Raw genomic sequence first — 25,659 nt, 5'->3', positions numbered from 1 at the left:
CCACTACGCGCGTCCGACCACGCGCGCCACGCCGTCCACCGATCGTTCCCACGCCTCGGCCATGCCGTCGAGTTGTGCTGACGGGTCGACGCTGCGTCCGCGAGCGGCGCGCGCCATCTGGAACTGCACACTCTTCGCGCCCTGCGCCACCTCCCGGAAGCCCGGAGCGAACGCCGCGGCCCCCGCGAACCCGTTGCGCTCGAGGTACTCGCAGACGTCGGCAGCGAGTTCCGCGGTGGCACCGCACTGCCGCAACACCCCGAACGTCCACAGGTGAAACGTGTCGATGCCCGCGCCGCGGATCCAGGGCACGTCGGCGACCACCCGCTCACCGAGAGCGCGCACCGGATTTCCGTCCGGTCGCGTCGCGAGATGATGCCGCAGCACCGCGTCAAAGCGGCCCGGTCGGTATTCCGGCTCCCCGTCGAACCGGACCTGCTCGACGTACGGCGTGAACGTCGCCGATCCGGCGAGGTCGAGTCCGAACAGCCCGCGAAAGTCGTCCCCGGTCAGCCGGTGATACCCACTGTTATGGAAGTACTCGAGCACACCGGACTCGCGGTCGACGAAGTTCGCGACGATCGTGGTCTTGGTGTGGCTCTCGCGGTAGCCGGTGCCTGCCGTGTCCGGGAGCCAGTGCGCATCCACCTCGACGGTCGACAACATCCCGACTGCGAGATTGTCCTCCACATGGTCGAGGACACCGCGCCAGACGTTCATCTCCCCCACGTCGATCCCGTACAGGGCGAACAGATCCTCGGGCTTGAACTTCAGGAACGTCCACTGCGATCCGTCGAACCGGGCGCCGAATGCGCACGCGGCGGCGGGCACCGGATCGAGCCCGAGCGAGTGGAGTACCTCCACCCACAGGTCGAGGTAGCAGTTGGTCTCGGTCCAGGTCCGTTCGTCCGCGTGGATGGGGTGCGGTTCGTAGCCGTCCGGCGAGATGTCGATCAGCCGGGACGTCACAGCGACATCCGGGATTTCACCGCGCTCGGCCAGCGCGACGGGTCCATGCCGTGGGTCCGCAGCATCGCGAGCGCGATGCGTTCCATCCCGAACCCCACACACGCACTATGCGCGACATCGCCGCCCGCGGTCGCGATGTCGAACGTGACACCGAAATGGTCCTGATGGCAGTTGCACGACACGACGGCGGTCCCGTCGTCGAGATCGCCGTACAGGCGCACCGTCAGCTCGGTCTTGAGGTTCTCGTCGCGCTGGTTGGCGGCCAGCATGCGTCCGGCCCTGCCGAAGAACGGGTCGTTGGCGATCACCGGTGACGCGTCCAGCCACAGGTCGGACAGCACCTCCAGCCCGCGCTCGATCCACGAGTCGCGGTGGTCCGCAGCCTGGTCCGCGGTGCCGATCCGCACGAACTCGTGCATCCGGAACGCCTGCATGCGGGCGGGATCGAACGCGGGCTCGTGCCGGAAGCAGTAGCCGTACACGTCGAGCAGTGCTCCCCCGTCCGGCAGCACTCCCGTGAACATCGGGTACGCGGGATGGCAGGCCGCCGACACCAGCATGGTGTCGGTCGGCTCGAGCCACCTGTCCCAGCTCTCGCCCTCGGCCCGCGCCGCGAGCAGTTGTGCGTGCTCGGCGTTGGTGCCGGTGAACGTGTTGACGGCACCGGTCAGATTCGGGAACGACGCGATGTAGTCGGTACGCTCGAAACTGGTGCGCGGGAACACCGGCGGAAACCGGAATCGGGCCGCGGACGCGCCCGGGCCCGCTGCCCGGACGACTGCGTCGATGCCGTCGACGATGTCCTCGAACAACCCCGACCGTCCGTAGAGGCCGGCGACGGACGTGTCCACCAGGAGCCCGGCTCCCAGCAGTTCCGCCCGGAACGCGCGGCGGGCGCGCTCGAGTTCGCTCGTCTCTTCCTGCTCCACTGCGATATCCGTGCTCATATCGTCCCCCGGTATGCGGTGGCCATCTGCGCCGAGTTGGCCATGATTCGATCGTTGTTGACCATCACGGCCGCACCGTGCGCATCACGCAGGTGCCGGCCGAGCGAGTACTCCGTGTCTTCTCGGTAGCCGGCGATCCCACAGATCAGCAGGGCCCTGCCGACGAGGTCGACGGCCAGGGTCGACGCCGTGACCTTGAGGTTGTTCATCGCCAGCGAATAGCCGACGCCGCAGGCGACTTCGGCCTCCGGCGAACCGGCCGGAGCCGCGTCGGCGTCGTCGAACCGCCCGGCCGCCGCGAACACGACGTCCGCGAACTGCTGATGCACAGCGGCTGCCTCGGCGAGGCGCAGGGCGGCGGGCGACGCCGCGCCCGGCTGCTTACGCGCGGCTACCCGCACGTACCGGCGCGCCTTCTCCACCGCGGCGTCGGCGATGCCGAGCCACACCGCCGACCACACCGAGTGCGACACCGGGAGCATAGTCGTCGCCGAGATCTCCGAGTAGGGATCGGCGACGACGAGATCCGGGGTGGTGGTGGCCCGCAGCACGAACCCGGGACTGCAGGTTCCGCGCAGCCCCAGCGTGTTCCAGTCACCGGTGCGCTCGAGCGTCACGTCGGCACGCCGGCAGATGACGAGCACCTGGTCGCTCGACGGGCTGTCGGGGGTGCGCCGCGCGGTCGCGAGGATCGCGTCGGCGTACTCGCCGTACGAGATGACCGGGGCGTTCTTGACCAGCGACACCACGCCACCGGACCGCTCCACCGCGCAGGTGCTGCGGCGGACGTCGCCGCCGATGCCCAGTTCCGTCGTCGCCGACGCCAGCAGGTACTGACCGGCGACCGCGGCGCGAAGGAAGCCGGCGACGCCATCACCACCCGGATGTCTTACGAGCGAAAGGATCTGGGTTTGGTGCATCGCGAAGATCATCGCGGTCGCGGCGCACTGGCGGCCCAGGGTCCGGGCGATCGTGCACAGTTCCCGAAGTGTCGCACCTTCACCACCCAGTTCCGGAGGGACGGCGCACGAGAGCAGACGCTGGTCCCGGAGCGCATCCACGGCCTCCTGCGGAAAGCGCGCGTCACGATCGACGTCGACGGCCCACCGCGCGGCCACCTCGGCCACACTCGCGGCCCGCGCCGACGGTCCGGAAACCTGGGCGGACCCGATCCCGGTGTCACCCGCGAGGGCGATGCTCATGCCACGCCGAGTTCGACGAGCGCGCCCCGGATGGAGTCGACGCTCGCGAACGTGCTCTTGCGCAGCAACTCGTCGGGGAATTCGATGTCGAACGAATCCTCCAGCGCCAGCATGACGTTGACGCTCGCGTGGGATGTCAGACCGAGTTCGTAGAGATCGGCGCCGACGGCGATGCTCGCGGCGTCGACGGACAGCCTGGCGTGGTCGCCGAGAACCTTGCGGATGGTGTGCTCGCTCATGGGTGGCGTTCTCCTTCGTGATCGGGGGGCGTGCCCAGCCGGGATGCGGTGACCATCGCGATCGCGACGTCGGCCTCGTGCGAGATCGAGACGTCGAACCCGCCGAGCCCCTGCCGCTCGGCGAGTGCCGATGCGTTGCCGGACAATCGCACTCCGCATCCTCCCCAGCTCTCGCGCCGGATCTCGATGGACTGCCACGGCAGGGCGACGTCGCCGGGGCGCAACACCTTGACCACGGCCTCCTTGGCCGCGAATCGGGCGGCCAGCCGTTGGACCCGCGCAGGTCCTGCGCAGGTTTCCAATTCGTGGGGTGTGAAGATTCTGCTCAGATAGCGGTCGCCGAACCGCTCGACACTGCTTCGCACGTGCCCGACCGTCATCACGTCGCACCCGATGCGGGACTCGGGGATCGGCGACACCGAACCACCAGACATCGATCCCCCTGCTCCAGTCTTCGACAGTCCCACGTTTCGTGCGGGAAGCCACTCTCAGCGACTCTCCAGCAAACCCTTCGAGAAGTTACCGTACTTTGCCAAATAAAGACAAGAGGTCCTTCGGTGTGGGCATAAACATACCCCGAGTCTGTAACGCTGTCTCCTCGAAGCCGATGATGTCCGTGGGTTGTCCGCAGTCTCGACGGGCGACCGCCCTACCGCCTCGCACGCCCATGATCGGCGCCGGACCGACACACCCTCAGTACGCGCCTTCCGGTCGCAGCACGGCGCGCACGGTCTTCCAGAGGATCAGCAAATCCAGCGTGAAGCTCCAGTTCTCGACGTAGTGCAGGTCGGTGCGCACCGACTCCTCCCAGCTGAGGTTGCTCCGGCCACTCACCTGCCACAGTCCGGTGAGTCCCGGTTTGACGAACAGACGACGCCGCGCACCGTCGTCGCCGTAACGCGCTACCTCGCATTCCAACGGCGGCCGCGGACCTACCAGCGACATACTGCCCGACACGACATTGAACAACTGTGGCAGCTCGTCGAGCGAATAGCGGCGAATGAACCTGCCGATCCGGGTGACCCGAGGGTCGTCGTGCATCTTGAACATGACGCCGGCGCCCTCGTCGAACGCCTCGAGCTCACGGATTCGAGCTTCCGCATCCACCACCATGCTGCGGAACTTGTACATCGTGAACACCTCGCCGTCCCGTCCGACGCGAGTCTGCTTGAACAACGCCGGACCACGACTGCCGGCGCGGATCGCCCCGCCGATGACGAGAAGAACGGGCGCGATCGCGATGACGATGACGAGAGCGAAGATTCGATCGAAGACATTCTTGATCACCCACGCCGGGCCCGAGTACGTCGGCGCACTCAACTGCATCAACGGGACTCCCGCGACGGGGGCGATGTGCAAGCGCGGACCGACGACATCCATGAGCACGGGCGCAATCAGCAGATCGGTACCGGTGCCTTCCAGCTCCCAGCTCAACCGCTCGGTGCGAGCGGGAGTCCAGCCGCTCGAGGGGAGAACCGCGATCGCTTGAAACGAATGAAGCCTGGTGATGCCGACGATGTCCTTCTCCGTGCCTATCACGGGAGTGTCGTCGATGGCGAGCGGAAGCTGTTCACCCGGTCTCACGTCGGCCAGGCAGATCGCATCCACGCGCCACCCGGCCTGCGAGATGTCCGGCGTGCGCTTGATCAATTCGAGCACTTCGTCGACGTCACCGGCGACGAGGACGGATCGCAGATAGCCTCCCGATCTCCGGCGCCTGCGCAGTGCCCGTCTCAGCACGTAGCGTCCGAGCACCGACAGCGCCGCCGCGAGCGGAAGAGCGCCGAACACCCATGAGTGGCCGTTCGCCGTACCCAGGGCGTACCCGGCGACGGCCATCACCGCGATCACCCACACGTACGCTCGTCCCACTCTGCGAAACTCCTCGGCTCCGCTGCCGAGAATGCGTGGATCCCACGCATGCGCCAACGCCAGGGACAGCATCGTAAGGACCGGAACCGCGACCGCGACCGCGAGGCTCCCGGCCCACGTCCAGAGAGGGATTTGGCGGTAGACGACCGTGACGAAGAGGTCGGCAGCGACGACGCTGACCAGATCGCTGCCCATCGCCGCCTGAGAGTACGTACGCTCCCAGGACGGCCGCGGCGAGGGGGGTTCGGGCACGGAACGACCGGGAATGGTCGGGACCCCCGCCCCCCTACGGCCGTGTGCGCATTGAGATCTGATGAGGAGTTGAGTCCGCTCGGACACGCTCAGTGCCTCGAAATCGCTTCCACATTCGCACATTGATCAAACCCATGCTCGGAGCCCGCCCGCCACCGCGTCGATCCGATCGCGCCGTGGAGTTGATTACTACCCTCAAAACATACTCCGAGTCTGTTATAGCTGCAATCAAATGCCTTTAATTATTATAATTGAAATAAACCGAGCTTTCGGTATGGTTTTTGCTCGACCTTTAAAGGCCTACCTCGATAACTCCGGCCACCAGCAACTTGCCGATCTCCTCCGCCGAGACCGGGCGGCTGAACAGAAATCCCTGCGCCCGATGACATCCCATGTCCAGAAGTTGCCGGGCCGACTCCACGTTCTCGACGCCCTCCGCCACCAATTCCAGGCCGAACGACTCGGCGAGGCCGATGATCGATTTCACGATCGCCCGGTCCTCCGGGTTGGTGTCCAGGTTCATCACGAACCCCTTGTCGATCTTCAACGTCCCCACCGGCAGTGCCTTGAGGTGGCTGAGGGAGCTGTATCCGGTGCCGAAGTCGTCGATCGCGACCTCCACGTCCATCGCATGCAGTCCTTCGAGCGCTTCACGCGTCCAGGTGAGGTCGCTGAGCACTGCGTTCTCCGTGATCTCCAGGCACAGTGCGCCCTTCCGAAGGTCGAACTCCGTCAACGCGTTCGCGACGACGTCGAGAAAGTCCAGACCGGCCAACTGGCCCGGTGAGACATTGACGCGGAGATCCAGATCCCGCTCGGGCACCTGCGACCGCCAGTCGGCCCACTGCCGACAGGCCTTCCGGATGACCCAGCGTCCGAGTTCGCCCGCCACATTCGTCGCCTCGGCGACGTCGATGAACGAGCCCGGTTGCAGCAGCCCGAGCAACGGATGATTCCACCGCACCAGGGCCTCCACCCCGATGATCCGGCCGGTGCTCAGGTCGACCTCGGGCTGGTACTCGAGAAACAGCGACTCGTCCGCGATGGCCGCACGCAGACTGAGCTCGATCATGTTGCGTTTCTCGCTCTCCTCCTGCATCTCGTCGGTGAAGACGCTGATCGCGTTACCGCCCTTGGTCTTCGCAACCATGACGGCCTGGTCGGCCTGGCTGAGGAGCGAACTCGTGGTGGCCTTGCCCGGACGCCCCGCCGCGACCCCGATGCTGACACTGCGGCTGACCACCTCGCGGCCGAGCCGCACCCGTTCGGTCACGACGTCGCGGATGTGCTGCGCCCGTCTCTCCGCCTCCTCGAGACCCACCGACCCTCCGAGCACGAGCACGAATTCGTCGCCGCCCAGCCTCGAGACGAGGTCGTCGGCCTCGCTGGTCGATCTGAGCCGGTCCGCGATCGTCGAGATGAACCCGTCGCCCGCCCCGTGACCGAAGAAGTCGTTGAGGGGTTTCAGGCGATCCAGGTCCAGGAACAGAATGGCGACCGGCCCGGGTTCGGTCGACGCCAGGCGGGTGTCCAGGTGGTGGTAGAGGGCGCGCCGGTTGCTGAGTCCGGTGAGGGAATCGTGATCGGCCGAGTAGCGCAATTGCTCCTCTACGACGATGCGGGCCTGGACCTGGGCGAGCAGTGCGGCGATCGCCTTGAGGACGTCGAGCTCCGGCGGTGTCCAGTCGCGGTCGCCGAACTTGATGAATCCGAGCGTGCCCGTCGTCGTCTCGCCGGACAGCAGCGGAACGGCGGCGAGTGACACCTGCGGCACCCCCGACGCCTCGCGGACCCGTTCGTTGTAATCCGGACCGGACACCTCCGGACGGAAGATGGCGACTTCCTTCTGGTGCTCGATCTGGGCGAAGGTCGGATCGGCATCCTTGAAGTAGACGACGCCGAGTGGGTCGGGGTCGGGGATGAAGGGCCGAAGAGGGTATTCCGCGACCAGGACCGTCGCCGCGATCTGGTGGTCGGTGAACCGGAGAAAGCTGGTGTCGACCTCGAAGTGTTCCACGAGATCCTGCAGCACGCGGGTGGCCACGGCCTTGAACGAGACCGCGTCGACAGGCGTGAGCCGCGACGCCACGGTTGTCACCAGGGTCTCGAGTTTTTCGGTTTGCTTCTCGGTGTTCACGGGCCCTCCTGTCGTTACGATATCCGCCCTCGCACCCGGTCGGCGCGGCGCTCGCTCCGAACCGACGGGCCCGGCGCATGGCTGAGCCGTAACACCATGGCGAGCGCCTCACCTGCCTTCGCTCCGACGACGTCGAACAATTCTTCCCGCAGCCTCTCCAATGGTGCCGCATATTGCGGTGAGAGTTGTTCGAGTTCCGCACTTTCCACACCGTAGAGAAACACCGGCGAAATCGGCTGGACGGCGAGGCCGAGCGCCTGCGCGTGGATCCACACACTTTCGGTCGCCTCACCGCCGCGCACATAGTCCCGTGAGGTGCTGCCCGGAACCGCGACGACCGCGACAGCCGAACTCGAGGCAATCCGGTCGGCGGTGGACTTGCCCAGCGCCTGTCCCGCGTCCTGTGCGCCGAGTCGTTCCATGACCTCGGGTCTCCGCAACAGCGCGAGCGTCGACAGTTCCGCCGAGTCGAGTTCCAGTGCGCGCACGTCGATGCCGGTGTCGACCGAATCCCGGGGTGGCCACCGCAACTCGCCGATCATCTCGCGGTGCAGGGTGGGTGTGAGGAAACGGATGCGGTCCGACTCCGCCAGAATGGCGCCGATCGCCGCGATGTCGTCCCGGTCGGTGACCAGGCAGAGGCGGGCGCCTTCGCGAGCCGCGGCCTCGGCGAGAAGGCCGGCCTGCGAGTCGTCCAACGGCCGGGGGACGCCCAGCCTGCGGTTGGTGGTCCGGTCGAGCATGTGCTCGTAGCGGTCGCTGAGTTCCCGGTCGTTCCCGCTGCCGAACGTCATCGTGGCGACGGGAAGCCCCGGACCGCGGTCGTGGACCGTCACCGCGCCGAGAAGCCCGGCGGCGGACGCGGCGATCCGGGCGTTGTGCAGCGCGGCGCCGACCGCGACACAACTGCCGCGGTACCCGACGTCCATGGCCGTCGTGTACTCCGGGGCCAGGGAGATGGTCAGTCCCGCGTCGTCGGCCGCGATCGTCCACGGCTGGACGTTGCCGCCGGAAGGCGCGCGGGCCGCCGCATTCACGACGGCGTCGACAGTGTCCTGCGGCGGGGCCGCGGCCCGGTTCACCGGTTGCTCCGGCAGGTGTTGCGGCAGCGGTGGATCGGCGAGGGCATCGAGATGATCGTCCAGATCCATCCGGCAGCGACCCGACGCGAGCGGCTGCCCGAGCCCGATGCGCCGCACCGCCGCCGCGACCTCCGCCCCACCGAGCAGCACTTCGCCCCCGAGCTGAGGCCACGTGGTGATGGTTTCGTCCACCTCCACCAACGACGCCGCCATCGTCGCCGACAACTGTCCGGCGTCGAGAATCTGCAACACGAGCGGAATCTTGTCCCGCGAGCCGAGGCCCGCCAGCGATTCCACGTCGACGTCACCGATCACTCCGTGGAACAAGGGTCGATCGGGTTCGACGTCGAAACGCTCGACGTCCAGCAGACCCCGGTCACTGGTCGCCATCAGCACCGGCAATCCCCTGCGCCGGGCCTCCCGCCGCAGGGACACCTTGACGTCGAGGGAGTCGCATTCGTCGATCACCACGTCCGTGCCGTCCAGAAATTCGGCGACCGATACGACGTCGACACCGTCCTTCCATAACGTCACTGTGACGTAGGGGTCGATCTCCGCGACACGGCGGGCGGCGACCACCGCCTTGTTCACGCCGAGGTCCAGAACGGTGCCGGGAACCCGGTTCAGGTTGGACAGCTCGAGCGTGTCGAAGTCCGCGAGCCGCAAGCCGCCGCACGCGCCTTCCAGCGTGAGAGCCAACGCGACGGCGTGACCGACACTGAGACCGACGATCCCGACGGTGACGTCTCTGAGGCGTTCCTGCTCCTGCGCGGTGATCTTGTTCCGATTCCGGTCCAGCCGCAACAGCCGGAACGACGTAGGACCGAGTAGACGCACCACGGTGCGTCGCCACGAGTAGTACGCCCACACCGGAGCCTCATCGAGCACATCTGGGCCCGGCGCGGGAACGAGGGAATGCAGAGCGTCCCGCTGATGGTCGAGTCGATCGACGAAGACTACCGCGGGGTCGCGGCGGAGGCGGTCGAGTACCGCCGCGTCCCCGGAGTGGCCCTCGTCGAGCAGCAGTGCGGTGTACTCACCGTGTGTTTCGTTCACGAGACGCTCCGCATCGGCCGGACGACGTCTCCTCCCGTCCCCGTCGCGATGGCTGCCGACGGCGCCGGTCCGGACGTCGTGAGTAACAGTTGGGCCAGCTGCATGGATTCGGCGCGGCCCCTGCGCCTACTCCGATCCCACCACATCAGCCGTGTCTCGTAGCGGTCATCCGGATAGGGCACGGGAGCAATATGGTCTGCCACTACCCCACCGGTGGTTCGCCACGTGTCCAACACGTGGGATGCGGCGGTCGCGAGCATGAACTGGACGTCGAGCAGATCCATCGAGAAGGTAGCAATACGACCCAGTGCGCCGACGAGTTCACCGCGCCGGGCGGCGGTGTCCGACACCCATGCGCCCTTCGCCTCCACGACACCGAACGGCAGCCGGTCCTCGATCATCCGGCGGACGGCGGGAGCCCCGGGATCGTTTGCCCATTCCGTGATCGCATGCGCCTGACCAGCATAAATGTACGGCCCCTGCGCGCGGACACCCGCTGCGACGGAGCCGTTCGGCTCAATCGCGACGAAGAAGATCGCGGTGCTGTCGCCGTCCTGAATCCGGCGGTACTCGAGCGCCTTCTCGGCGCCGTACTTGCGATAGCCCGCTACCGCTCCCTCGAGATATGCTTCCCACAGCTCGGGCTCGTCGGAGGGCCGGGCGACGACGAAGCGACACTCCGACCGTGGATCCCACACGCTCAGCGTTCGGTCAATTAGGGTGTCTGTCGACCACGCGTCGACCTGCGGACGCGACAGCTGTTCCACTGGCATTGGCTTTCCCATCGGAGTCGGTGCGGCAATTCCGGGGACTCACGGGTTACGTAAAGACCCCAAGAACTGGACACACGAACCCGGTCACAGCCCCGCGGCTACTTATTTTCCGCGTTTACACCGGATTTGTCACCTGAGATGCCACAAATGCGCTCGAAAACAAACTTCAGGTCGGTAATTGTCGACCCGAATTTAAGCGAGGGAAATGAACAGCTCGACGTTGCTCGGAGCGCGGAAGACCTCGATCTCCTCCGCGTAGGCGCGCTCGATGCGCCCTTCCTTCTCCGCCAGCTCGGCCTGAATCCACACGTCCTCGATCGGGTCGGACGATCGTCCGTCGGGCGTGAACTTGGCGAAGTAGCCGGCCGGGACACGCACCAGTACGTCACCGACCTCGAGCTGACCGAGGTCGGTACACCGATATCCGATCACGGCGGTCCACCCCAGATCCGGGACCGCGACATATACGGTGACCAGCTCGGCAGTGCCGCGTTGCTGGATGCGCTCGCGGGTGAACTTCATCAGATCGGTCGAATGCGCCGACGAGCTGAGTTCCGTGCGCGGCAGAACGAGCCCCCCGAAGTCGGCGGACTCACGCTTGACGATCTCGAAACTCATTGCGGCCCCTGCATCGTGGCGGGTGGCACTATCGCCACATACAGATCGATCCCGAATGCGTGCGGGTAGAACTCGAAGTCGCCGGTGTAGGACCTCTCGATCTGCCGCGATTCCTCCGCCTCACGAATCTGCCCCCAGAGCGCGTCGAAAAGGTCGGGAAAGGTTCCGACCGAGGAGAACTTTGCATAGGTTCCCGCAGGAATCCGTGAGACCAGATGCCCGCGCCCGACCTGATCGATCGATGTGCACTCGTAGCCCACGATTTGCGTGTAGTACGAGTTGATCTCGGGAGCGTGGTCGACATAGGCAGACGCCAAAGGCCTGTCCACGTTCTGCGCCAGCAGGGTGGACCACGTCTTTTCGAGATCCTTGTCGCGCGCTTTCCCCAGCGCCCTCTTGGGGCTGCGGACGGCCAGTCCGGCGACCAGCGTCTCTTTGCGTTCGACTATGACGAACGGCATCGGGCACCCTCCGCTGTCACCGGCACATTGGGCCTGTAATGGCTATTAATGTTCGCCCGCCTTTAATTTGGGGGACGAGATATCACCATACCTCCTCCGTATCCCGCGGTCTGCGCCCTTAGTCGCGAAAACCTCCAGGACTGAGAAATCGCCCATTTGACCGAGTCCCCACATGTCGCCAAATAAAAGAACAGTCATCCTTAATTCGGACTATATACATACTTGAAGTTGGTTTAGAGCCTTGCAAGACGACTCCAAGTGTGGTTAATTGGACGGATCGAGACTTCGGGTGTGACGCAACTCACGCGCAGCGGCCTCCAGGTCTCGGTGACGAGGGGAGACTGCCCGTGCGCTGCCGACTGTGCGACTCCGATCGCTTGCGAAGCGTCCTGGATCTGGGAGCGACGCCGCCGTGCGAGCTCTTCTTGACCGAACAGGGCCTGGACGCCCCCGAGACGAACTACCCGCTGCACCTACGCATCTGCGAGGACTGCCTCCTGCTTCAGATTCCGGCCCTGATCTCTCCGCAAGACACCTTCACCGACTATGCCTACTACTCGTCCTACTCGGACTCATGGGTCGAGCACGCACGCCGATTCGTCCACTCTTCGGTGTCGCAACTCGGCCTCGATGGGCGCTCGTTGATCGTCGAGGTCGCGAGCAACGACGGCTACCTGCTGCAGCACGCGGTCGACGCCGGGATCCGCTGCGTCGGAATCGAACCTTCGCACAACGTCGGTGCGGCCGCGCGTGAACGAGGAGTTCCCACTCTCACGGCATTTCTCGACGAGGAACTGGCCGCGCACGTCCGCGCGGAGCACGGGCCGGCAGACCTCGTGGTTGCCAACAACGTGTACGCGCACATCCCCGACCTCCGCGGGTTCACTCGCGCTCTGCGTACCCTCGTTGCCGACGACGGCAGGCTGAGTATCGAGGTGCACCATGCCCTGAATCTGATCGTCCTCGCGCAATTCGACACGGTCTATCACGAACATTTCCAGTACTACACACTCCTCTCCGCGACGCGTGCGCTCGCCACGGCCGGCCTCTCGGTCGTCGACGTGGAACTGCTGGAAACACACGGCGGCTCGATCCGGATCTGGGCGCGTCCCGACACTGCGGGCGCGGTGCCCACACAGCGTGTCGCCGACGTGTTGAAGCAGGAGGAAGAAGCCGGCCTGCACGACGCCGAAGGATACGGCCGACTCGAACTGAAGGCCAGAGCCACTCGACAACAGTTACTCGGGTTCCTTCTCGCCTGCCGAGCCCAGAACAGGACCGTCGTCGGCTACGGCGCTCCCGGCAAGGGCAACACACTGCTGAATTACTGCGGAATTCGTCCCGACCTCCTCGAATACACAGTCGACCGGAATCCCTATAAGCATGGCCGTTTCACGCCAGGCACCCGGATTCCGATTCTCGACCCGAAGCAGATCGAGAAGGATCGTCCCGACGTCGTCCTCGCGCTGCCGTGGAATCTCGAAGCGGAACTGACCGAACAATTGCGATACATCACCGAGTGGGGCGGTGAGCTCGTCTTCCCGCTCCCCTCCCTACACAGCGCGACATTTCAACCCGACAGCGCGGCAAGGAGGCTCACGACATGAAGGTTGTCCTGTTCTGCGGCGGCTACGGCATGCGGATGCGTAACGACCGCAACGACGCCATCCCCAAGCCGATGCAGATGGTCGGCCCTCGGCCGCTGCTGTGGCACGTGATGCACTACTACGCCCATTTCGGGCACAAGGAGTTCATCCTCTGTCTCGGGTACGGCGCCGAGGCCATCAAAGAGTTCTTCCTCGACTACCGCGAAGCGGAGTCCAACGACTTCGTTCTTCACGCCAACAAGATCGAGCTACTGCATTCCGACATCAGCGACTGGTCCATCACGTTCGTCGACACGGGTCTGGAATCGGCGATCGGTGAACGACTGCGGCGCGTGCGGCAGCACCTGGACGGCGACGAGCATTTCCTCGCGAACTACGCGGACGTCCTGACCGACGCTCCCCTCGACGACGTGGTCGCGAAGTTCCACGAATCCGGTGCCGCGGCGTCGATGCTCGTCGTCCCGCCGCAGTCGTCGTTCCACTGCGTGAATGTGGCCGACAACGGTGAGGTCAAAGAGATCATTCCGGTCAGCCGGCTACCAGTCTGGGAGAACGGCGGGTATTTCGTCCTCAGCGACGAGATCTTCGAACTTCTCCCACCGGGTGGCGATCTGGTCGCGGATGTCTGCGAAACCCTGGCGGGCGAGGGCCGGCTGTTCGGATACCGCCACGAAGGGTTCTGGAAGCCGGCCGACACGTTCAAGGAGCGGGCGGAACTCGACGCGAACTACGCAAAGGGCATCCATCCGTGGATGGTGTGGGAGCAACCGGAGGCGGTGTCATAGCCCATGCTCGACCTCCATGCTCTGCGTGTCGCCGAGATCGCCGTTCTCGGTGCGCACTGCGACGACATCGCGATCGGTATGGGCGGGACGCTGCTGACTTTGGCGTCCATGTCGCCAGGACTCCGGGTGCGTGCCCTGGTGTTGTCGGGTGACGACTCCCGGCGAGAGATAGAGGAACGGCACGCGCTCACCGCGCTGTGCCCCGGAGCCGACCTCGAACTCGATGTCCTCGACGTTCCCGACGGCCACGCGCCCGGATACTGGGAGCCGATCAAGACTGCACTCGAGGGATTCCGGCGACGATGCGAGCCCGACATCGTGTTCGCACCGCACCGCGGGGACGCTCACCAGGATCACCGGTTACTGGCCGAACTCGTACCGACCGTGTTTCGGGACCATCTCGTGTTGGGATACGAGATCCTCAAGTGGGAGGCGGACACCCCCCAACCCACCGTCTTCCACCCTTTGATACGAGCGGTGGCGGAGGAAAAGGCCCGGCTTCTCCTGAAGCACTACCCGTCCCAGGTCGACCGCGACTGGTTCGACCAGGAAGCATTCCTGGGCGTCACCCGGCTACGGGGTGTCCAGTGCCGCCGGATGCACGCCGAAGCCTTCGTTCTCGAGAAGGCGGCCATCCGATTCGGAAGGACCTGACATGCGAGTACTCCTCACCGGACACCGTGGCTACCTGGGCACGGTCATGGCTTCGTGTCTGCTCGGCGCCGGTCACGACGTGGTCGGGCTCGACTCGGGACTGTTCGCCGGCTGTATTCTCGGTCCCGCTCCGGTGGACGTGCCGTCGATCGATGTCGACCTGCGCGATGTGCAGCAGTCACATCTCCTCGGATTCGACGCGGTGATCCATCTCGCCGCGCTGTCGAACGACCCGCTGGGTTCGCTCGCCCCCGAAATCACCTACGCCATCAACCATCACGCGTCGGTACGCCTCGCTCGACTTGCGAAAGATGCCGGAGTACAACGTTTCCTGTACGCATCGACGTGCTCGGTGTACGGCTCGGCAGGCGATGAACTCGTGACGGAGAACGCTCCCCTGCGCCCACTCACCCCGTACGCGGAGAGCAAGGTGCGCGTAGAGGAAGACGTGACCGCCCTCGCCGACTCGGGGTTCTCGCCGGTCTTTCTGCGAAACGCTACCGCGTTCGGGTTCTCGCCCTGCCTTCGCGCCGACATCGTTCTCAACAACCTCGTCGGCGTCGCGATGCTCACCGGCACTGTGCGTGTGCTGTCGGACGGCACACCATGGCGTCCGCTCGTACATGCCCGCGACATCGCCACTGCATTCTGCGCCGCACTCGTCGCGCCTGTGGACGCTGTTCACTGCCGCGCCTACAACGTGGGCACGGAGACCAACAACGTCACCGTGGCGCAGATCGCGGAAGCCGCCGCGGCGGCTGTGCCCGACTCGACCGTCGCCGTCACCGGAGAGACTGGCCCGGATCCGCGGTCGTATCGAGTCGACTTCAGCGCGATCCGGACGGCGCTCGACGGATACACACCGCAGTGGACCGTCGCCGACGGCGCGGTCGAACTGTACGAGAACTACGTGCGGTGGGGGCTCACCGAGGAACTGTTCACCACGCGATTCACCCGATTGGCTCACTTGCAGACGCTGCGGGCCTCGGGCGTGCTCGACGAGTCACTCCGGTTTCTCCGTGTCGGGGCCGGACATGGCTGACATCGGCATCTCGCGGTCGTCAGAGACACCGCAGCAGAGCCTCCCAGCTTCCCGCCGAGGCATCGCGTGGGCTCACAGCGGACACCGGGAGCGGCCACTCGATCCCCAGGCTGGGATCGTCGTAGGCCACGGCGAGATCTTCGGTCGGATCGTGGCCGCGGTCGATCCGGTAACAGACGTCGCAGTCGGTGATTGCCTGAAAACCGTGAAGGAATCCCGGTGGCACGAACAGATGCGAGAAGCTGACGTCATCGAGTCTGAACGCCTGCTTCCGGCCGAAGGTCGTCGACGTTCGCCGCACGTCCACGAGCACGTCGTATATCGCTCCCCGCGCGCAACGCACGAGCTTGGCCTCGCCATCTCCCGATCTGCAGTGCATACCGCGGATCACGCCGCGCACCGATCGCGACTGCGAGTCCTGCACGAAGTCCGCGGCACGGACCGGCCGGCCCGAGCACGCCCGGCGCGCGACGGCGTCGTCGAAGATCTGCGCATCGAACGTCCGCGTGAAGAGTCCCCGCCCGTCCCGAAACGGCTCGGGAGTGAAGAGCAGGACGTCCTCGAGTTCCGTGTTTTCCACGCGCACGTCACCATCGTGCCGCATCGTCGTGGGCGGATCCGGCATTTCCGGAAGTCAGGGTGGCCACGATGATCTGCCGCGGATGTGCCGGATCCGACACGGTGCGGGTGCTCGACCTCGGGTGCACGCCTGCTGCGGACCATTTCCCGCCGGAGTGGTCGGCGATCGACTCGTGCGAGTCGGCGCATCCGCTGGCAATGGAGTTGTGCCGACGGTGCGGCCTCGCGCAACTCGCGGAGGACGACACGACGCCCGAGGAGCCGCACGGCGTCGAGCCGCTGGCGTTGCGGAAGCAGGCTGCCGACGCCGTTCGGACGGTCGCGGTGTCGGGTTTCCTCGACGGTGACACCGTACTCGAGTTCGGCAGCCCGCACGGCGGTAGCTGGCTCGGACTGCTCGCGTCGCGCGGATTCTGCCCGCCGCCCCCGGGGAGACGTGCCTCGGTCGTCCTCGACTGCTTCGGCCTAATGCACGAGGCCTGCCAGCGGTCGGCACTGCGGGAACGAGTGAACGCGACGGCAAGTGACGGTGTCCTTCTGCTCCAATTCCACTCTCTCGCTACGATAGTCACACACCGCCAGTGGAACGCGCTGCGGCACGGTCACTATGCGTACTACTCGTTGACCGCGCTGCAGCGGATGCTCACGGACGTGGGGATGAGCGTGTCGCACGCGTGGGAGTTCGACCTCTACGGCGGCACCGTCCTGATTGCCGCGCGGCACGGAGTCCGCTCGGACACATCGCACACCGTCCGCAACATCCTTGCGGCTGAAAACGCCCTGGGGGTGTGCGAGCCGCGAACACTCCGGACCCTCCAGCAGGCTGCGGACGGTCACGCCGGTGCGCTGCATACCTGGCTCGCCACGATGGCCGGTCGCGGACAACGGGTCTACGCATACGGCGCGGCGTCCCGGGCGGTGGCCTTGTTCAGCCGGGCGGGAGTCGACCATCGCGTGTTGTGCGCGGTAGCCGACGCGTCCCCCACGAAACAGGGCCGCCGGATGCCCGGCACCGACGTCCCGATCATCTCCCCTGCGCAGCTGCTCGCGGACGACCCCGACGTGGTGCTGCTGACAATCGCCGACCTGCTCCCGGAGGTGCAGTCGCAGCTTCCGGGGTTGACCGGCAAATGGGTGGTGGACATTGCCGACGGGGACCGGCCGGACGCCGATCACGCACTTGCTCATGGAGGTCAGCAGCCTGGCTGGAACACGCTCCGCACGTACCCTGCCGTCTGATAGCCGCTCTGCCACACCCAATCGGCGGTCGAGATGTCCGCCGGGCTGGCCGCCATCATGACGTCCCCACCGAAGCAGCGTTGAATGATGTACCGAGCCCGTGACACGTGTGGTGTGAACGTGACCACGATGACGCTGTTCCACCCGCCGGCGGTCGCGAGATCGCGGAACGCCTTCGCTTCCCCGGCGGTGGTCGCGGGGTCGGGATCGAAGCACACAAGGGCAAACGCGAACTGCGCCGCGCAAAGTCGAGCGAGCCACTTGTCGGATCCACCGCTCGGATCGGACAGCACCACATTCCCGGCGAGCCCCTCGAGCGCGAGGTCGAGTCCGTACGTATACCGCTCGTGTCCGGGGCCGCCGAGGACGAGGATCGCATCGGCTCGGTGCAGCTCGTCGAGTTGGGGTTCGACATATGTCGGCACACACGCTGCCGTCGCGGTGAGAACGGCCGCAACCACGCAGATGAACATCCAGCGCAACCATCGAGCCGTCCGGCGCACCTAGCGTTCCCCTCTCACGGCTCGTGCGACGCGGCCACCGACCGAGCGGACGGCCTCCCGTATCTCCGCGAAGACGGACGGTGCGACCAGCCGAAGGGTCAGCAGGTAGGCGATCAGGAACGCGACACACTCCAGGGCGATCGCCGCGAGTCCGACTGCGATCGACCGCTGGTCCGACTGCACCACGTACCGTTCGAGCGGCGCGATCACCGCGAACGCCGCAAGCGAGGCGATCACCGGTGGGGCCATCACCCGGGCTATCTCACCGCCCGATGCCCCGACCACCGAGCGTGCGAGTCCGAGCCCGGTGATCCCCACGACGATCGCCGCCCCCGAAACCGCGAGACCGACCCCGGCGAGCCCGAGAGGTAGCAACAGCAGCAGCAACGGGACCCCGGTCAGCAAGCCCGCTGCGGTCATCCAATTCATACGGCTGGATCGGCCGGCGCCCTTCATCGCCTCCGCGCTCACCGAGTTCATCGCCACGCCGAGTCCGAAGCCCGACATCGATGCCACCGCCACTCCGGCACCGCGCCAGGGCTCGCCGAGCAGCACCACGACGGCGGGCTCACCGACGGCGACCATCAGTGCCCCGGCCGGCATCGCCACCCGCCAGATCCAGCTCAGAGCACGCAGGAAGGCGTCCTTGAACCGCTGAGAGTCGGCGGAGATACGAGCGAAGGCGGGAAACAGCACGTACGAGCAGACCTGGACGATCGCCATGCCGGGGAGCAACGCGATCCTGCGGCCGTAGCGGTAGTTGCCGAGCGCAGCCTCGCTCAGCCCGCGACCGATGATCGTCAACTCGACGACCTCCTGAGCCCTGGCGGCCGCGCCGTCCAGCAACAGCGGAAAGGAGAAGACCGCCATCTCACGCCAGAGCCGAATCGAGAACCGCCCACCGAACGGATGCCATCGGGACAGCCACCAACTCGCGACGATCCACACGAGCATCGACGAATACGAGCCGATCACCAGGGACCAGACTCCGTACCCCAGGGCGGCGAAGACAATCGAACCCGCTGCAAAGGTGATCCCGACGGCGGGATCCACGATGATCCGGCGCTTGAACTGGAAACGGCGCTGCATCAGGGCATCCGGGACGGACGTGATCGCGATCAACAACATCGACCCCGACATGGCAGCGGCCACGGTCCCGACCGCCGGGCTGTTGAATATGCGTCCGATCAATGGAGATGCCGCCAACATGACCAGGCTCATGAGGATCCCGGTGCCCAGCGTCACCCAGAACACCGTTGTGGCCGCATTTTCGACGTCGTGCTCGCGCTGAACGAGTGCCTGGGCCAACGTACCGTGGGTGACGACCACCAGAAAGGTGGTCATCACCGTGCCCGCCGCGAACACGCCGACGATCTCGGGACTCAGCAATCGCGCCAGCACCAACGTCTGCACGAACGTCACACCCTGCACGATCAGCAGACCGGCCGCTGCCATCGCCGCTCCGCGGCGCAGCTTTCCGCTCAGAGTGCCGACCGGGACGGTCTCGGGCGCCGGTACAGATCCCGCGTCATCGCGCTCGGGGGCGCGCCCGGGTGTCGACGAACCCACTGCGCCGCCATCGTTCACAGCCGACTCACGGATTCGCTACGCCGACCGATCGTGTGTCCGAGAGCAGCGGTCGCCCGTTGCTTGAGCGGATGCAGCCTGCGCATCGTCTGAGGGAAGAGGAACAACGAGCAGGCCACCAGGGCTGCGCGGAGCGTGTGCCGCTGCGCGAACGCCGCTTTCGCCTCGACACGCGCCGCGACCAGGTCTCCTTCCAGGAGAGACCGTCGAGCCTGCCGCATCGCCTGGTGATACCGCAACCGCTGCAGGTTCGTCCGTAGCGCGTCCAGGTCCTCGGCCCGGCTCGTGGAATGCACCACCGTCTGGAACGACCGTTGAATGCGCCGATCGAACGCCTCGACTCCGGCGGGGTCGCGCGATACCGAGTCCTTCCGGACCCGGCAGCGCGCGAGGCGCTCGGGGAGTATTCGCACGTCGAATCCGGAGGCGACGAGCCGCAGCCACATGACCACGTCCGCCTCGACTTCCTGTGTCGCGTGCTCGTACCCGCATACAGCACTCCACGCCTCGCGCCGAACCGCGCCCGTGTAGTAGGGGATGTACCCCGCGAGCATGTCGGTCAGCGTGAGAGGGTGCCCAGGGTGCGGTCGTGTCCGGAAGCCGATAGAGCGTAGGTATCCCTTGTGTGTGCCACCGTGGTCGTCGAACAGGAAGGCGTCACAGCCCACCGCGTCGATGCCCCGGTCGGCGGCGAGCACCGTCCCGGTGCGCGCACAGAAGTCCGGCATCAGCAGATCGTCGCTGTCGAGCACGCAGAAGTACTGTCCGCGCGCCAGCGCGGCCGCAGCCGTCACGCCCCCCTCGTATCCACGATTCTCTTGTCTCACCAGTCTGATTCGGCTGTCGGATGCGTAGGACCGGACTATCGCCGCGATCTCGTCGGAGCGTCCGTTGTCGACGACGATCAACTCCCAGTCGGTACGGGTCTGGCCGCGCACCGACTCGATCGTCTGCACCAGGTACGGCTCGGTCCGGTACGCGGTGGTCAGAAAGCTGAATGCAGGAAGGGGTCGCGACACGCTCACCGTTACCACCCCAAACCCACGTAACCTTCGCGCCGGCGCCGCTCCTCGGCGCCCGGGAGTCTGACGAGGTCGACCACCGTGTGCTGCGCGCCCGCCCGGTTGACCGCCGCCACCACCGAGGGCTCCCTGGACCCGGCGATGAGCACCTCCGCGTGGTCGAGAACTGCATCGACATCATCGGTGAGAACCTGACCGATGTGCGGCAGCAGTTCCTCGATGAATTCGCGGTTCGCACCCAACAGCCTGGACAGTGCGACATTCGCATCGCAGATCTTGACGTCGTAGCCCTTGCCGATGAGCCTTTCGGCCAGCTCGACCATCGGGCTCTCCCGCAGATCGTCCGTGCCGGGTTTGAACGACAGACCGAAGATGCCGATCCTGCGCTTACCCAATGCGATCACCTGGTCCACTGCCCGCCGCAGGTGCATCTCGTTCGACACCAGCACGTTCGCCAGCACCGGCACTTCGACGTCATGGACTCGCGCGGTATGCATCAGCGCGCGCACGTCCTTCGGCAGACACGATCCGCCGAACGCGAATCCCGGACGCAGATAGGCGGCACTGAGATTCAGTTTCGTGTCGGCGAGGAAGATGTCCATCACGGCGTGTGAGTCGAGTCCCAGAGACGCGCAGATGGCTCCGATTTCGTTGCCGAACCCCACTTTCAGGGCGTGGAAACTGTTGTCGACGTACTTGACCATCTCGGCGACCGGGATCGGAACGCGGAACCGCGGTCCACCGAGCCCGTCGTACAGACCCATGACCTGCCTCCCGCTGCGTTCGTCGCTTTCCCCGACCACCGTCTTGGGCGGATTGAGGAAGTCGCGCACACTGCTGCCTTCGCGCAGGAACTCGGGGTTGACGCAGACGCCGAAGTCGACTCCCACCCGCTTGCCCGATGCGCGTTCCAGTCGCGGGATGAGTATCTCCTCGCAGGTACCCGGAACCATGGTGCTGCGGTAGACGACGACGTGGAAACTGTCCTTGGTGGCCAGGGCGGCGCCAATCTCGTCGGTCGCACGTTCGAGATAGCGGGTGGCCAGTCCTCCCCCCGGCGCGGACGGGGTGCCGACACAGACCATCGTGACGTCGCTGTCGAGGACAGCGCGGGCGGGGTCGTCACTGACGGTGAGCAAGCCTGATTCCACGACCTCGGCGATCAGCTGGCCGATCCGCTCTTCGAAGACCGGGGTCTGGCCTCGGCGCAGAAATTCGATCTTCGAGGAATTGACGTCGACCCCGACCACGGGGAAACCCCGGGATGCCAGGCATGCCGCGGAAACACATCCGACATACCCCAGCCCGAAGACGCTCAGGGCCATCCGACGCTCCGATGGACGTACATACAATTCGGTCGCGCTCATCTCAACCGCCAAAACCAGTAGGGATCTCAAGGTTTGCTAGTGCAGCGTATTCCATACTACGTCCCCGTTTTTAGCTGTGGTTCCGATCGCGCAGTTGATTGTTACTCGATTTAACGCATCCCCATCTCGCCATCTCACGGCGAGGGACCCATCGCGAACAGCAAGGGTGAGGTCTTCGGCCCACGCGCCGCGCTCGTCCATCGGGTTGAGCACGGTAGCGACCGCTACCGGCACTTCGCCGGCACAGCATCCGCCGACCAACCATGACGGCTCTCTCGATTCCAGCCGACACGACCACCAACCGAGGCCGTGCCGGGCGTCGCCCCGTACCTCGTACGGAATCAGCTCAGTGCTGGCGGCGTGGACCAACTGGAGAATCGGCTCCCCATTTCGGCTGGCGAGGTGACCCCCGTCGACCGGTGTGACCTCCAGCGACGGCGACAGCGGCCACGACGTGCGCACCTCGTGGCGGCCTCGGCCTGCGATGAGATCGACGACGAGGACGCTGCCCCGATCCGGCGGCGCGATGAGCCACCTCCGATGCACCACCGGCTTCGAGAGTCTCCCGTAGCCGCTGTGTTCGGCATCGACGACGCTGCGCTCGAGGTCGACCGACCGCACCCGTACGCGGGCATGCTCCGTCCACAGAAACGGCCCGCCGACAACCGATTGGTCCAGGCCGTCGACACACACGGTCGCGTGAGCGCGAGTGCCCCGATGAGCAGCGCGCCAGTCCGGGTGCCTGTAGTAGCTGCCGGTGCCGGGATCGCCGATGACGTCCTCACCGTCGATGCTCAACGTCACTGCGAGGGCGTCGGCGTGCCCGTGTGCGGCGAGCGAGAGGTATCCCAGCGGGCCGACGTCCATAGTCAGCCGCCGCGATCCGGCGCGCAGCACCACCAGGCCGCCGTCCGGAGCGAAGAAGCTGCGAGGACCGGGTTCTGGGACGGCCTCCGATCCGGAAACAGGTTCTGTGCGAGCGTAGTTCATCCAGGCCGCCGACAGCGTCGTGCCGCCCACCCGGCGTGCCGACGCGTTGCGGGTCACCGCGGCGACCGTGCCGAGATGATCTCGGACCGTGCGCACCGGCTCGGCGCCGAGCCGGAGCGCGAAACCCTCGTCGTCGTCTCCGTAGCGTGGCGCCGGGTCACGATCACCGACGAGTGCTGCGATGAAGTCCGCGCTCCGGTCGACGGCGGCGGTCAACTCCGGCGGTGGTCGACCGTCACGAAGCGTCAGCAACGCGGCCACGGTGAGCAGCAGTTCCGACGTGAAGATCTGGTATCCCACCGACTGCTCGGCGCCTGCGCCGTCGGGCAAGATCTGCCGGGCTGCCTCGGCGGACAGCACACGGATCGCGTCCTCCTCCCAGGACTCGGCGCCGGCCAGCTCCGGCAGAAGAATCGCCACTGTGGCGACGCCGGCCATTTCCCCGACGAGGTGGTTGTTGGCCGAGCTGAACTGCGAACGCTCGTCCCAGCAGCGACGGGCAGACTCGGCGAGCAGACGGACGACAGCCCGGAACCTCGTGGTCGTCAACCCGGGCGAATCCCGCAGCCCCTGTAGTGCCACCGCGATCGAGATCGAGCGCACGCCCGCCTCGAATGCACCACGCCATCCGATGCCGAGGCCCGATGGATTCTGTTCGATCCACGAGTCGAGTTGACGAAACGCCGCGTCACTGAATCGCTCCTCACCGGTGAACAACCACGCCTCGGCGAGCCAGGGCAGATGCTGGAGTCGATTGAGCTCCCAGATCCACTTCGGATCACCGTCCGCCGTGCGGTGGTTGATTCGGGATGCGGGCACGACGGGCCAGCCCACTTTCGAAAGCGGGTCGTAGTGCCAGTCGATCGGCTCCGGCAGCGTCACTTCGGGGTGACCGAAGTACGAAAATCGCCCGCAGGCCACACGCTCGGCGGCCGCGATCACCTGCCCGACCGCGGCCGGATGTGCACGGGCGATATCGGCGGCCCGGTCGCGGTCCAGAAGTGCCGGCCGGCCGACGCATTCCCGGAATCTCGCCAATGCGGCGTCCCAGTCCGGTTCCGGCGTCCCCAGCAACTCGGAGTCGGTCGTCTCGCCGCGCCCGCTGAGCGGAAGCAGGCTCCGACCGGCCCGACTCGCACGCCACGCCACCTCGCGCGGTCCCATCGTCCGCAATCGGCGTACGCGCCAGAGGAGTTGACTCACGGCGTCCTCCTTGCGAATACGAGAACCTCGTGCGGCAGGTGACAAGGTGCCGTCGGGCGTGTCAAGCTGACTCGGTGCCCGGCATTCTCGCCTTCCGGCGGTTCGGCCGCTTCCGGTTCGCCCTGACGGCGGCCATTGCAGCCGTCGGACTGATCGCCGCGTGCTCTACGCCCGTGGAAGAACCTCAGGCGCCAGCGCCAGCGCCGGCGCCGGCGCCCGCGCCCGGCGATCCGCACTCCCTCACGTTCCCCAGGACGGCAACGTACTTCCTCAATCAGCAGGAACTTCCGTCCGTCGACGAGCTCGCCCGATATGACGTGGTAGTCATCGACAACGAATGGGCGAACCGGAAGCCGCGCGAGTACTTCGACGAACTCCGTCACGCGAACCCGCGCCTCCGGTTGTTCGCCTACGTGAATGTGGTCGACCATCCCGATCAACTCGGCTCGGAGGCGTACTGGGCCAACCGATACGCGTTGTGGCAGTACGACCAGAACGGCGAAAGTGCGTTCCCGGATTCCTGGCTGGCGCACACCATGGACGGTGCGCCGGTCAGCGAGTGGCCGGAGTCGACGATGACCAACCTCACCGACCAGGCGCCACGGATCAACGGCCAGGTCTTTGCCGAGTACGCCGCGAACTGGGTGGTCGACGACGTCTGGTCTGCGGGGGTGTGGGACGGTATCTTCCTCGACGTCTGGGGCGACCGGATCTACAGTGCGAACCGAGATCACTGGGACATCGATTCCGATGGCACCGACGAACCGGACGACGCGATCTACGGGTTCGGAAACCCCTGGGAGCGTGGCGTGAACCTGGCCGAACAGATCATCCGGCAACGAATTCCGGACGCCATCCTGATCGCGAACGGAGACCGGACGCTGCTGGCGCAACAACTGGACGGCCGGGCGTGGGAGAAATTCGCAGACCCCCGCGCCGACCGGAATCCTATGTTCGACATCGAGCAGTATGCCAGTCTGACTGCCGAGGGGGACCATCGCATGCCCGGCCTGGCGATGACGATCGACAGGCTCGGTCCCGCACCGCATTCGGCACCGGACTTCCAGCGTGCCCGGTACTTCCTGGCGGCGACGTTGCTCCAGGACGGATTCTGGGCCCCGATGGGCGCCGACTACGACGAGCCGGCCTACTTCGACGAGATGGACGGTGGCGGACTCGGCTCGGGGTACCTCGGGCACCCCCTGGTGGCCAACCCGTCGCCGGCCGCCCTGAACGATCCGTATGCGGACGGGGTCGGGTCGCTGGGCCACGGCCTCTTCCGTCGCGACTTCGAGCACGGCATCGTCCTGCTGAACACCGATGGCAAAGCCCGGGAAGTGCAGCTCGAGACACCCTTTCGGCGACTTCACGGCAGCCTGGATCCGAGCACCAACAACGGGGCCACCGTCACGTCGGTGACCCTCCAGCCGAGCGACGGTCTCGTGCTCTTGCGCGAGAACCCGTAACCGCATC

23 protein-coding genes are annotated in these 25,659 nt (G+C 66.1%); 6 read left to right on the top strand and 17 right to left on the bottom strand.

The features are described from left to right. Nucleotides 1–3 precede the first annotated feature (3 nt). From JWS14_RS31505 to JWS14_RS31455, 11 genes are all read right to left on the bottom strand, one after another. On the bottom strand, nt 4–969 hold the full coding sequence (locus JWS14_RS31505) for a DUF1839 family protein (RefSeq protein WP_072940938.1): 966 nt from the start codon (nt 967–969) through the stop codon (nt 4–6). Further along, nucleotides 966–1,916 carry an amino acid--[acyl-carrier-protein] ligase gene (locus JWS14_RS31500; RefSeq protein WP_072940941.1) on the bottom strand — a complete coding sequence of 317 codons (951 nt, stop codon included), beginning with the start codon at nt 1,914–1,916 and terminating at the stop codon, nt 966–968. Before JWS14_RS31500 ends, JWS14_RS31505 begins: the two co-directional genes overlap by 4 nt. Then, entirely contained in the window at nt 1,913–3,118 is a 1,206-nt protein-coding gene (locus JWS14_RS31495; protein ID WP_095861170.1) for an acyl-CoA dehydrogenase family protein, read from the bottom strand. Before JWS14_RS31495 ends, JWS14_RS31500 begins: the two co-directional genes overlap by 4 nt. Continuing rightward, nucleotides 3,115–3,357, bottom strand: coding sequence for an acyl carrier protein (locus JWS14_RS31490; protein WP_015889559.1), 243 nt, complete (start codon nt 3,355–3,357; stop codon nt 3,115–3,117). The genes JWS14_RS31495 and JWS14_RS31490 overlap by 4 nt, the downstream gene beginning before the upstream one ends. Next, nucleotides 3,354–3,791, bottom strand: a complete 438-nt coding sequence (gene acpS, locus JWS14_RS31485) for a holo-ACP synthase (protein WP_072940945.1) — start codon at nt 3,789–3,791, stop codon at nt 3,354–3,356. The genes JWS14_RS31490 and acpS overlap by 4 nt, the downstream gene beginning before the upstream one ends. A 259-nt stretch (nt 3,792–4,050) precedes the next feature. Beyond that, entirely contained in the window at nt 4,051–5,481 is a 1,431-nt protein-coding gene (locus JWS14_RS31480) for a sugar transferase (protein WP_241031529.1), read from the bottom strand. A gap of 292 nt (nt 5,482–5,773) precedes the next feature. Then, a complete protein-coding gene (locus JWS14_RS31475; protein WP_095861171.1) occupies nt 5,774–7,618 on the bottom strand; it encodes a putative bifunctional diguanylate cyclase/phosphodiesterase in 1,845 nt (614 codons plus the stop codon). Nucleotides 7,619–7,632: 14 nt separating this feature from the next. After that, nucleotides 7,633–9,756 carry an Rv1355c family protein gene (locus tag JWS14_RS31470; RefSeq protein WP_095861172.1) on the bottom strand — a complete coding sequence of 708 codons (2,124 nt, stop codon included), beginning with the start codon at nt 9,754–9,756 and terminating at the stop codon, nt 7,633–7,635. Continuing rightward, nucleotides 9,753–10,529 carry a hypothetical protein gene (locus JWS14_RS31465; protein ID WP_095861173.1) on the bottom strand — a complete coding sequence of 259 codons (777 nt, stop codon included), beginning with the start codon at nt 10,527–10,529 and terminating at the stop codon, nt 9,753–9,755. The genes JWS14_RS31470 and JWS14_RS31465 overlap by 4 nt, the downstream gene beginning before the upstream one ends. A gap of 192 nt (nt 10,530–10,721) precedes the next feature. Then, the gene (locus JWS14_RS31460) at nt 10,722–11,147 is read right to left on the bottom strand and encodes a hypothetical protein (RefSeq protein WP_095861174.1); all 426 of its coding nucleotides are present in this window, start codon (nt 11,145–11,147) and stop codon (nt 10,722–10,724) included. Continuing rightward, a complete protein-coding gene (locus JWS14_RS31455) occupies nt 11,144–11,608 on the bottom strand; it encodes a GyrI-like domain-containing protein (RefSeq protein ID WP_072940954.1) in 465 nt (154 codons plus the stop codon). The genes JWS14_RS31460 and JWS14_RS31455 overlap by 4 nt, the downstream gene beginning before the upstream one ends. A 347-nt stretch (nt 11,609–11,955) precedes the next feature. Here JWS14_RS31455 and JWS14_RS31450 point away from each other — a divergent pair, with 347 nt between their 5' ends. The 4 genes from JWS14_RS31450 to JWS14_RS31435 are packed head-to-tail and all read left to right on the top strand — an operon-like array spanning nt 11,956 to nt 15,696. After that, nucleotides 11,956–13,215, top strand: coding sequence for a class I SAM-dependent methyltransferase (locus JWS14_RS31450; protein WP_095861175.1), 1,260 nt, complete (start codon nt 11,956–11,958; stop codon nt 13,213–13,215). Continuing rightward, on the top strand, nt 13,212–14,000 hold the full coding sequence (locus JWS14_RS31445; RefSeq protein WP_095861176.1) for a glycosyltransferase family protein: 789 nt from the start codon (nt 13,212–13,214) through the stop codon (nt 13,998–14,000). The genes JWS14_RS31450 and JWS14_RS31445 overlap by 4 nt, the downstream gene beginning before the upstream one ends. Nucleotides 14,001–14,003: 3 nt before the next feature. Beyond that, nucleotides 14,004–14,654, top strand: coding sequence for a PIG-L deacetylase family protein (locus JWS14_RS31440; RefSeq protein WP_072940958.1), 651 nt, complete (start codon nt 14,004–14,006; stop codon nt 14,652–14,654). Between the two features lies 1 nt (nt 14,655). Continuing rightward, a complete protein-coding gene (locus JWS14_RS31435) occupies nt 14,656–15,696 on the top strand; it encodes an NAD-dependent epimerase/dehydratase family protein (RefSeq protein WP_095861177.1) in 1,041 nt (346 codons plus the stop codon). A gap of 19 nt (nt 15,697–15,715) precedes the next feature. Here the strand turns inward: JWS14_RS31435 and JWS14_RS31430 are convergent, their stop codons facing one another. Next, complete coding sequence (locus tag JWS14_RS31430; RefSeq protein WP_095861423.1) at nt 15,716–16,282, bottom strand: dTDP-4-dehydrorhamnose 3,5-epimerase family protein; 567 nt, start codon at nt 16,280–16,282, stop codon at nt 15,716–15,718. 62 nt (nt 16,283–16,344) lie between these two features. Here JWS14_RS31430 and JWS14_RS31425 point away from each other — a divergent pair, with 62 nt between their 5' ends. Then, nucleotides 16,345–17,514, top strand: coding sequence for a transferase (locus JWS14_RS31425; RefSeq protein WP_095861424.1), 1,170 nt, complete (start codon nt 16,345–16,347; stop codon nt 17,512–17,514). Here JWS14_RS31425 and JWS14_RS31420 read toward each other — a convergent pair. The 5 genes from JWS14_RS31420 to JWS14_RS31400 form a co-directional block, all read right to left on the bottom strand. Beyond that, the gene (locus tag JWS14_RS31420) at nt 17,469–18,017 is read right to left on the bottom strand and encodes a YdcF family protein (protein WP_241031528.1); all 549 of its coding nucleotides are present in this window, start codon (nt 18,015–18,017) and stop codon (nt 17,469–17,471) included. The two genes, JWS14_RS31425 and JWS14_RS31420, sit on opposite strands and share 46 nt — an antisense overlap. After that, complete coding sequence (locus JWS14_RS31415; protein ID WP_241031527.1) at nt 18,018–19,586, bottom strand: oligosaccharide flippase family protein; 1,569 nt, start codon at nt 19,584–19,586, stop codon at nt 18,018–18,020. It lies immediately after the preceding gene. A gap of 14 nt (nt 19,587–19,600) precedes the next feature. Next, nucleotides 19,601–20,629 (bottom strand): glycosyltransferase family 2 protein, encoded by a 1,029-nt coding sequence (locus tag JWS14_RS31410; protein WP_095861178.1) that lies wholly within the window; start codon nt 20,627–20,629, stop codon nt 19,601–19,603. 2 nt (nt 20,630–20,631) lie between these two features. Continuing rightward, a complete protein-coding gene (locus JWS14_RS31405) occupies nt 20,632–21,951 on the bottom strand; it encodes a nucleotide sugar dehydrogenase (RefSeq protein ID WP_072940966.1) in 1,320 nt (439 codons plus the stop codon). A 78-nt stretch (nt 21,952–22,029) separates the two neighbouring features. After that, nucleotides 22,030–24,186, bottom strand: coding sequence for a heparinase II/III family protein (locus JWS14_RS31400; RefSeq protein ID WP_241031526.1), 2,157 nt, complete (start codon nt 24,184–24,186; stop codon nt 22,030–22,032). Between the two features lie 74 nt (nt 24,187–24,260). Between JWS14_RS31400 and JWS14_RS31395 the strand changes: the two genes are divergently transcribed. Then, nucleotides 24,261–25,652 (top strand): putative glycoside hydrolase, encoded by a 1,392-nt coding sequence (locus tag JWS14_RS31395; protein ID WP_241031525.1) that lies wholly within the window; start codon nt 24,261–24,263, stop codon nt 25,650–25,652. Nucleotides 25,653–25,659 lie beyond the last annotated feature (7 nt).

Source organism: Rhodococcus koreensis (assembly GCF_017068375.1).
Lineage (GTDB): Bacteria > Actinomycetota > Actinomycetes > Mycobacteriales > Mycobacteriaceae > Rhodococcus_F > Rhodococcus_F koreensis.
Note: the sequence above shows the minus strand (reverse complement) of the source record. Positions and strands in the feature narration are given on the sequence as shown.

Excerpts from the sequence above, each read along its gene's own strand:
- JWS14_RS31490 (WP_015889559.1), bottom strand. The coding sequence starts at position 3,357 with ATGAGCGAGCACACCATCCGCAAGGTTCTCGGCGACCACGCCAGGCTG.
- JWS14_RS31435 (WP_095861177.1), top strand. The coding sequence starts at position 14,656 with ATGCGAGTACTCCTCACCGGACACCGTGGCTACCTGGGCACGGTCATG.
- JWS14_RS31405 (WP_072940966.1), bottom strand. The coding sequence starts at position 21,951 with ATGGCCCTGAGCGTCTTCGGGCTGGGGTATGTCGGATGTGTTTCCGCG.
- JWS14_RS31500 (WP_072940941.1), bottom strand. The coding sequence starts at position 1,916 with ATGAGCACGGATATCGCAGTGGAGCAGGAAGAGACGAGCGAACTCGAG.
- acpS (WP_072940945.1), bottom strand. The coding sequence starts at position 3,791 with ATGTCTGGTGGTTCGGTGTCGCCGATCCCCGAGTCCCGCATCGGGTGC.
- JWS14_RS31445 (WP_095861176.1), top strand. The coding sequence starts at position 13,212 with ATGAAGGTTGTCCTGTTCTGCGGCGGCTACGGCATGCGGATGCGTAAC.
- JWS14_RS31460 (WP_095861174.1), bottom strand. The coding sequence starts at position 11,147 with ATGAGTTTCGAGATCGTCAAGCGTGAGTCCGCCGACTTCGGGGGGCTC.
- JWS14_RS31440 (WP_072940958.1), top strand. The coding sequence starts at position 14,004 with ATGCTCGACCTCCATGCTCTGCGTGTCGCCGAGATCGCCGTTCTCGGT.
- JWS14_RS31425 (WP_095861424.1), top strand. The coding sequence starts at position 16,345 with ATGATCTGCCGCGGATGTGCCGGATCCGACACGGTGCGGGTGCTCGAC.
- JWS14_RS31495 (WP_095861170.1), bottom strand. The coding sequence starts at position 3,118 with ATGAGCATCGCCCTCGCGGGTGACACCGGGATCGGGTCCGCCCAGGTT.
- JWS14_RS31455 (WP_072940954.1), bottom strand. The coding sequence starts at position 11,608 with ATGCCGTTCGTCATAGTCGAACGCAAAGAGACGCTGGTCGCCGGACTG.
- JWS14_RS31465 (WP_095861173.1), bottom strand. The coding sequence starts at position 10,529 with ATGCCAGTGGAACAGCTGTCGCGTCCGCAGGTCGACGCGTGGTCGACA.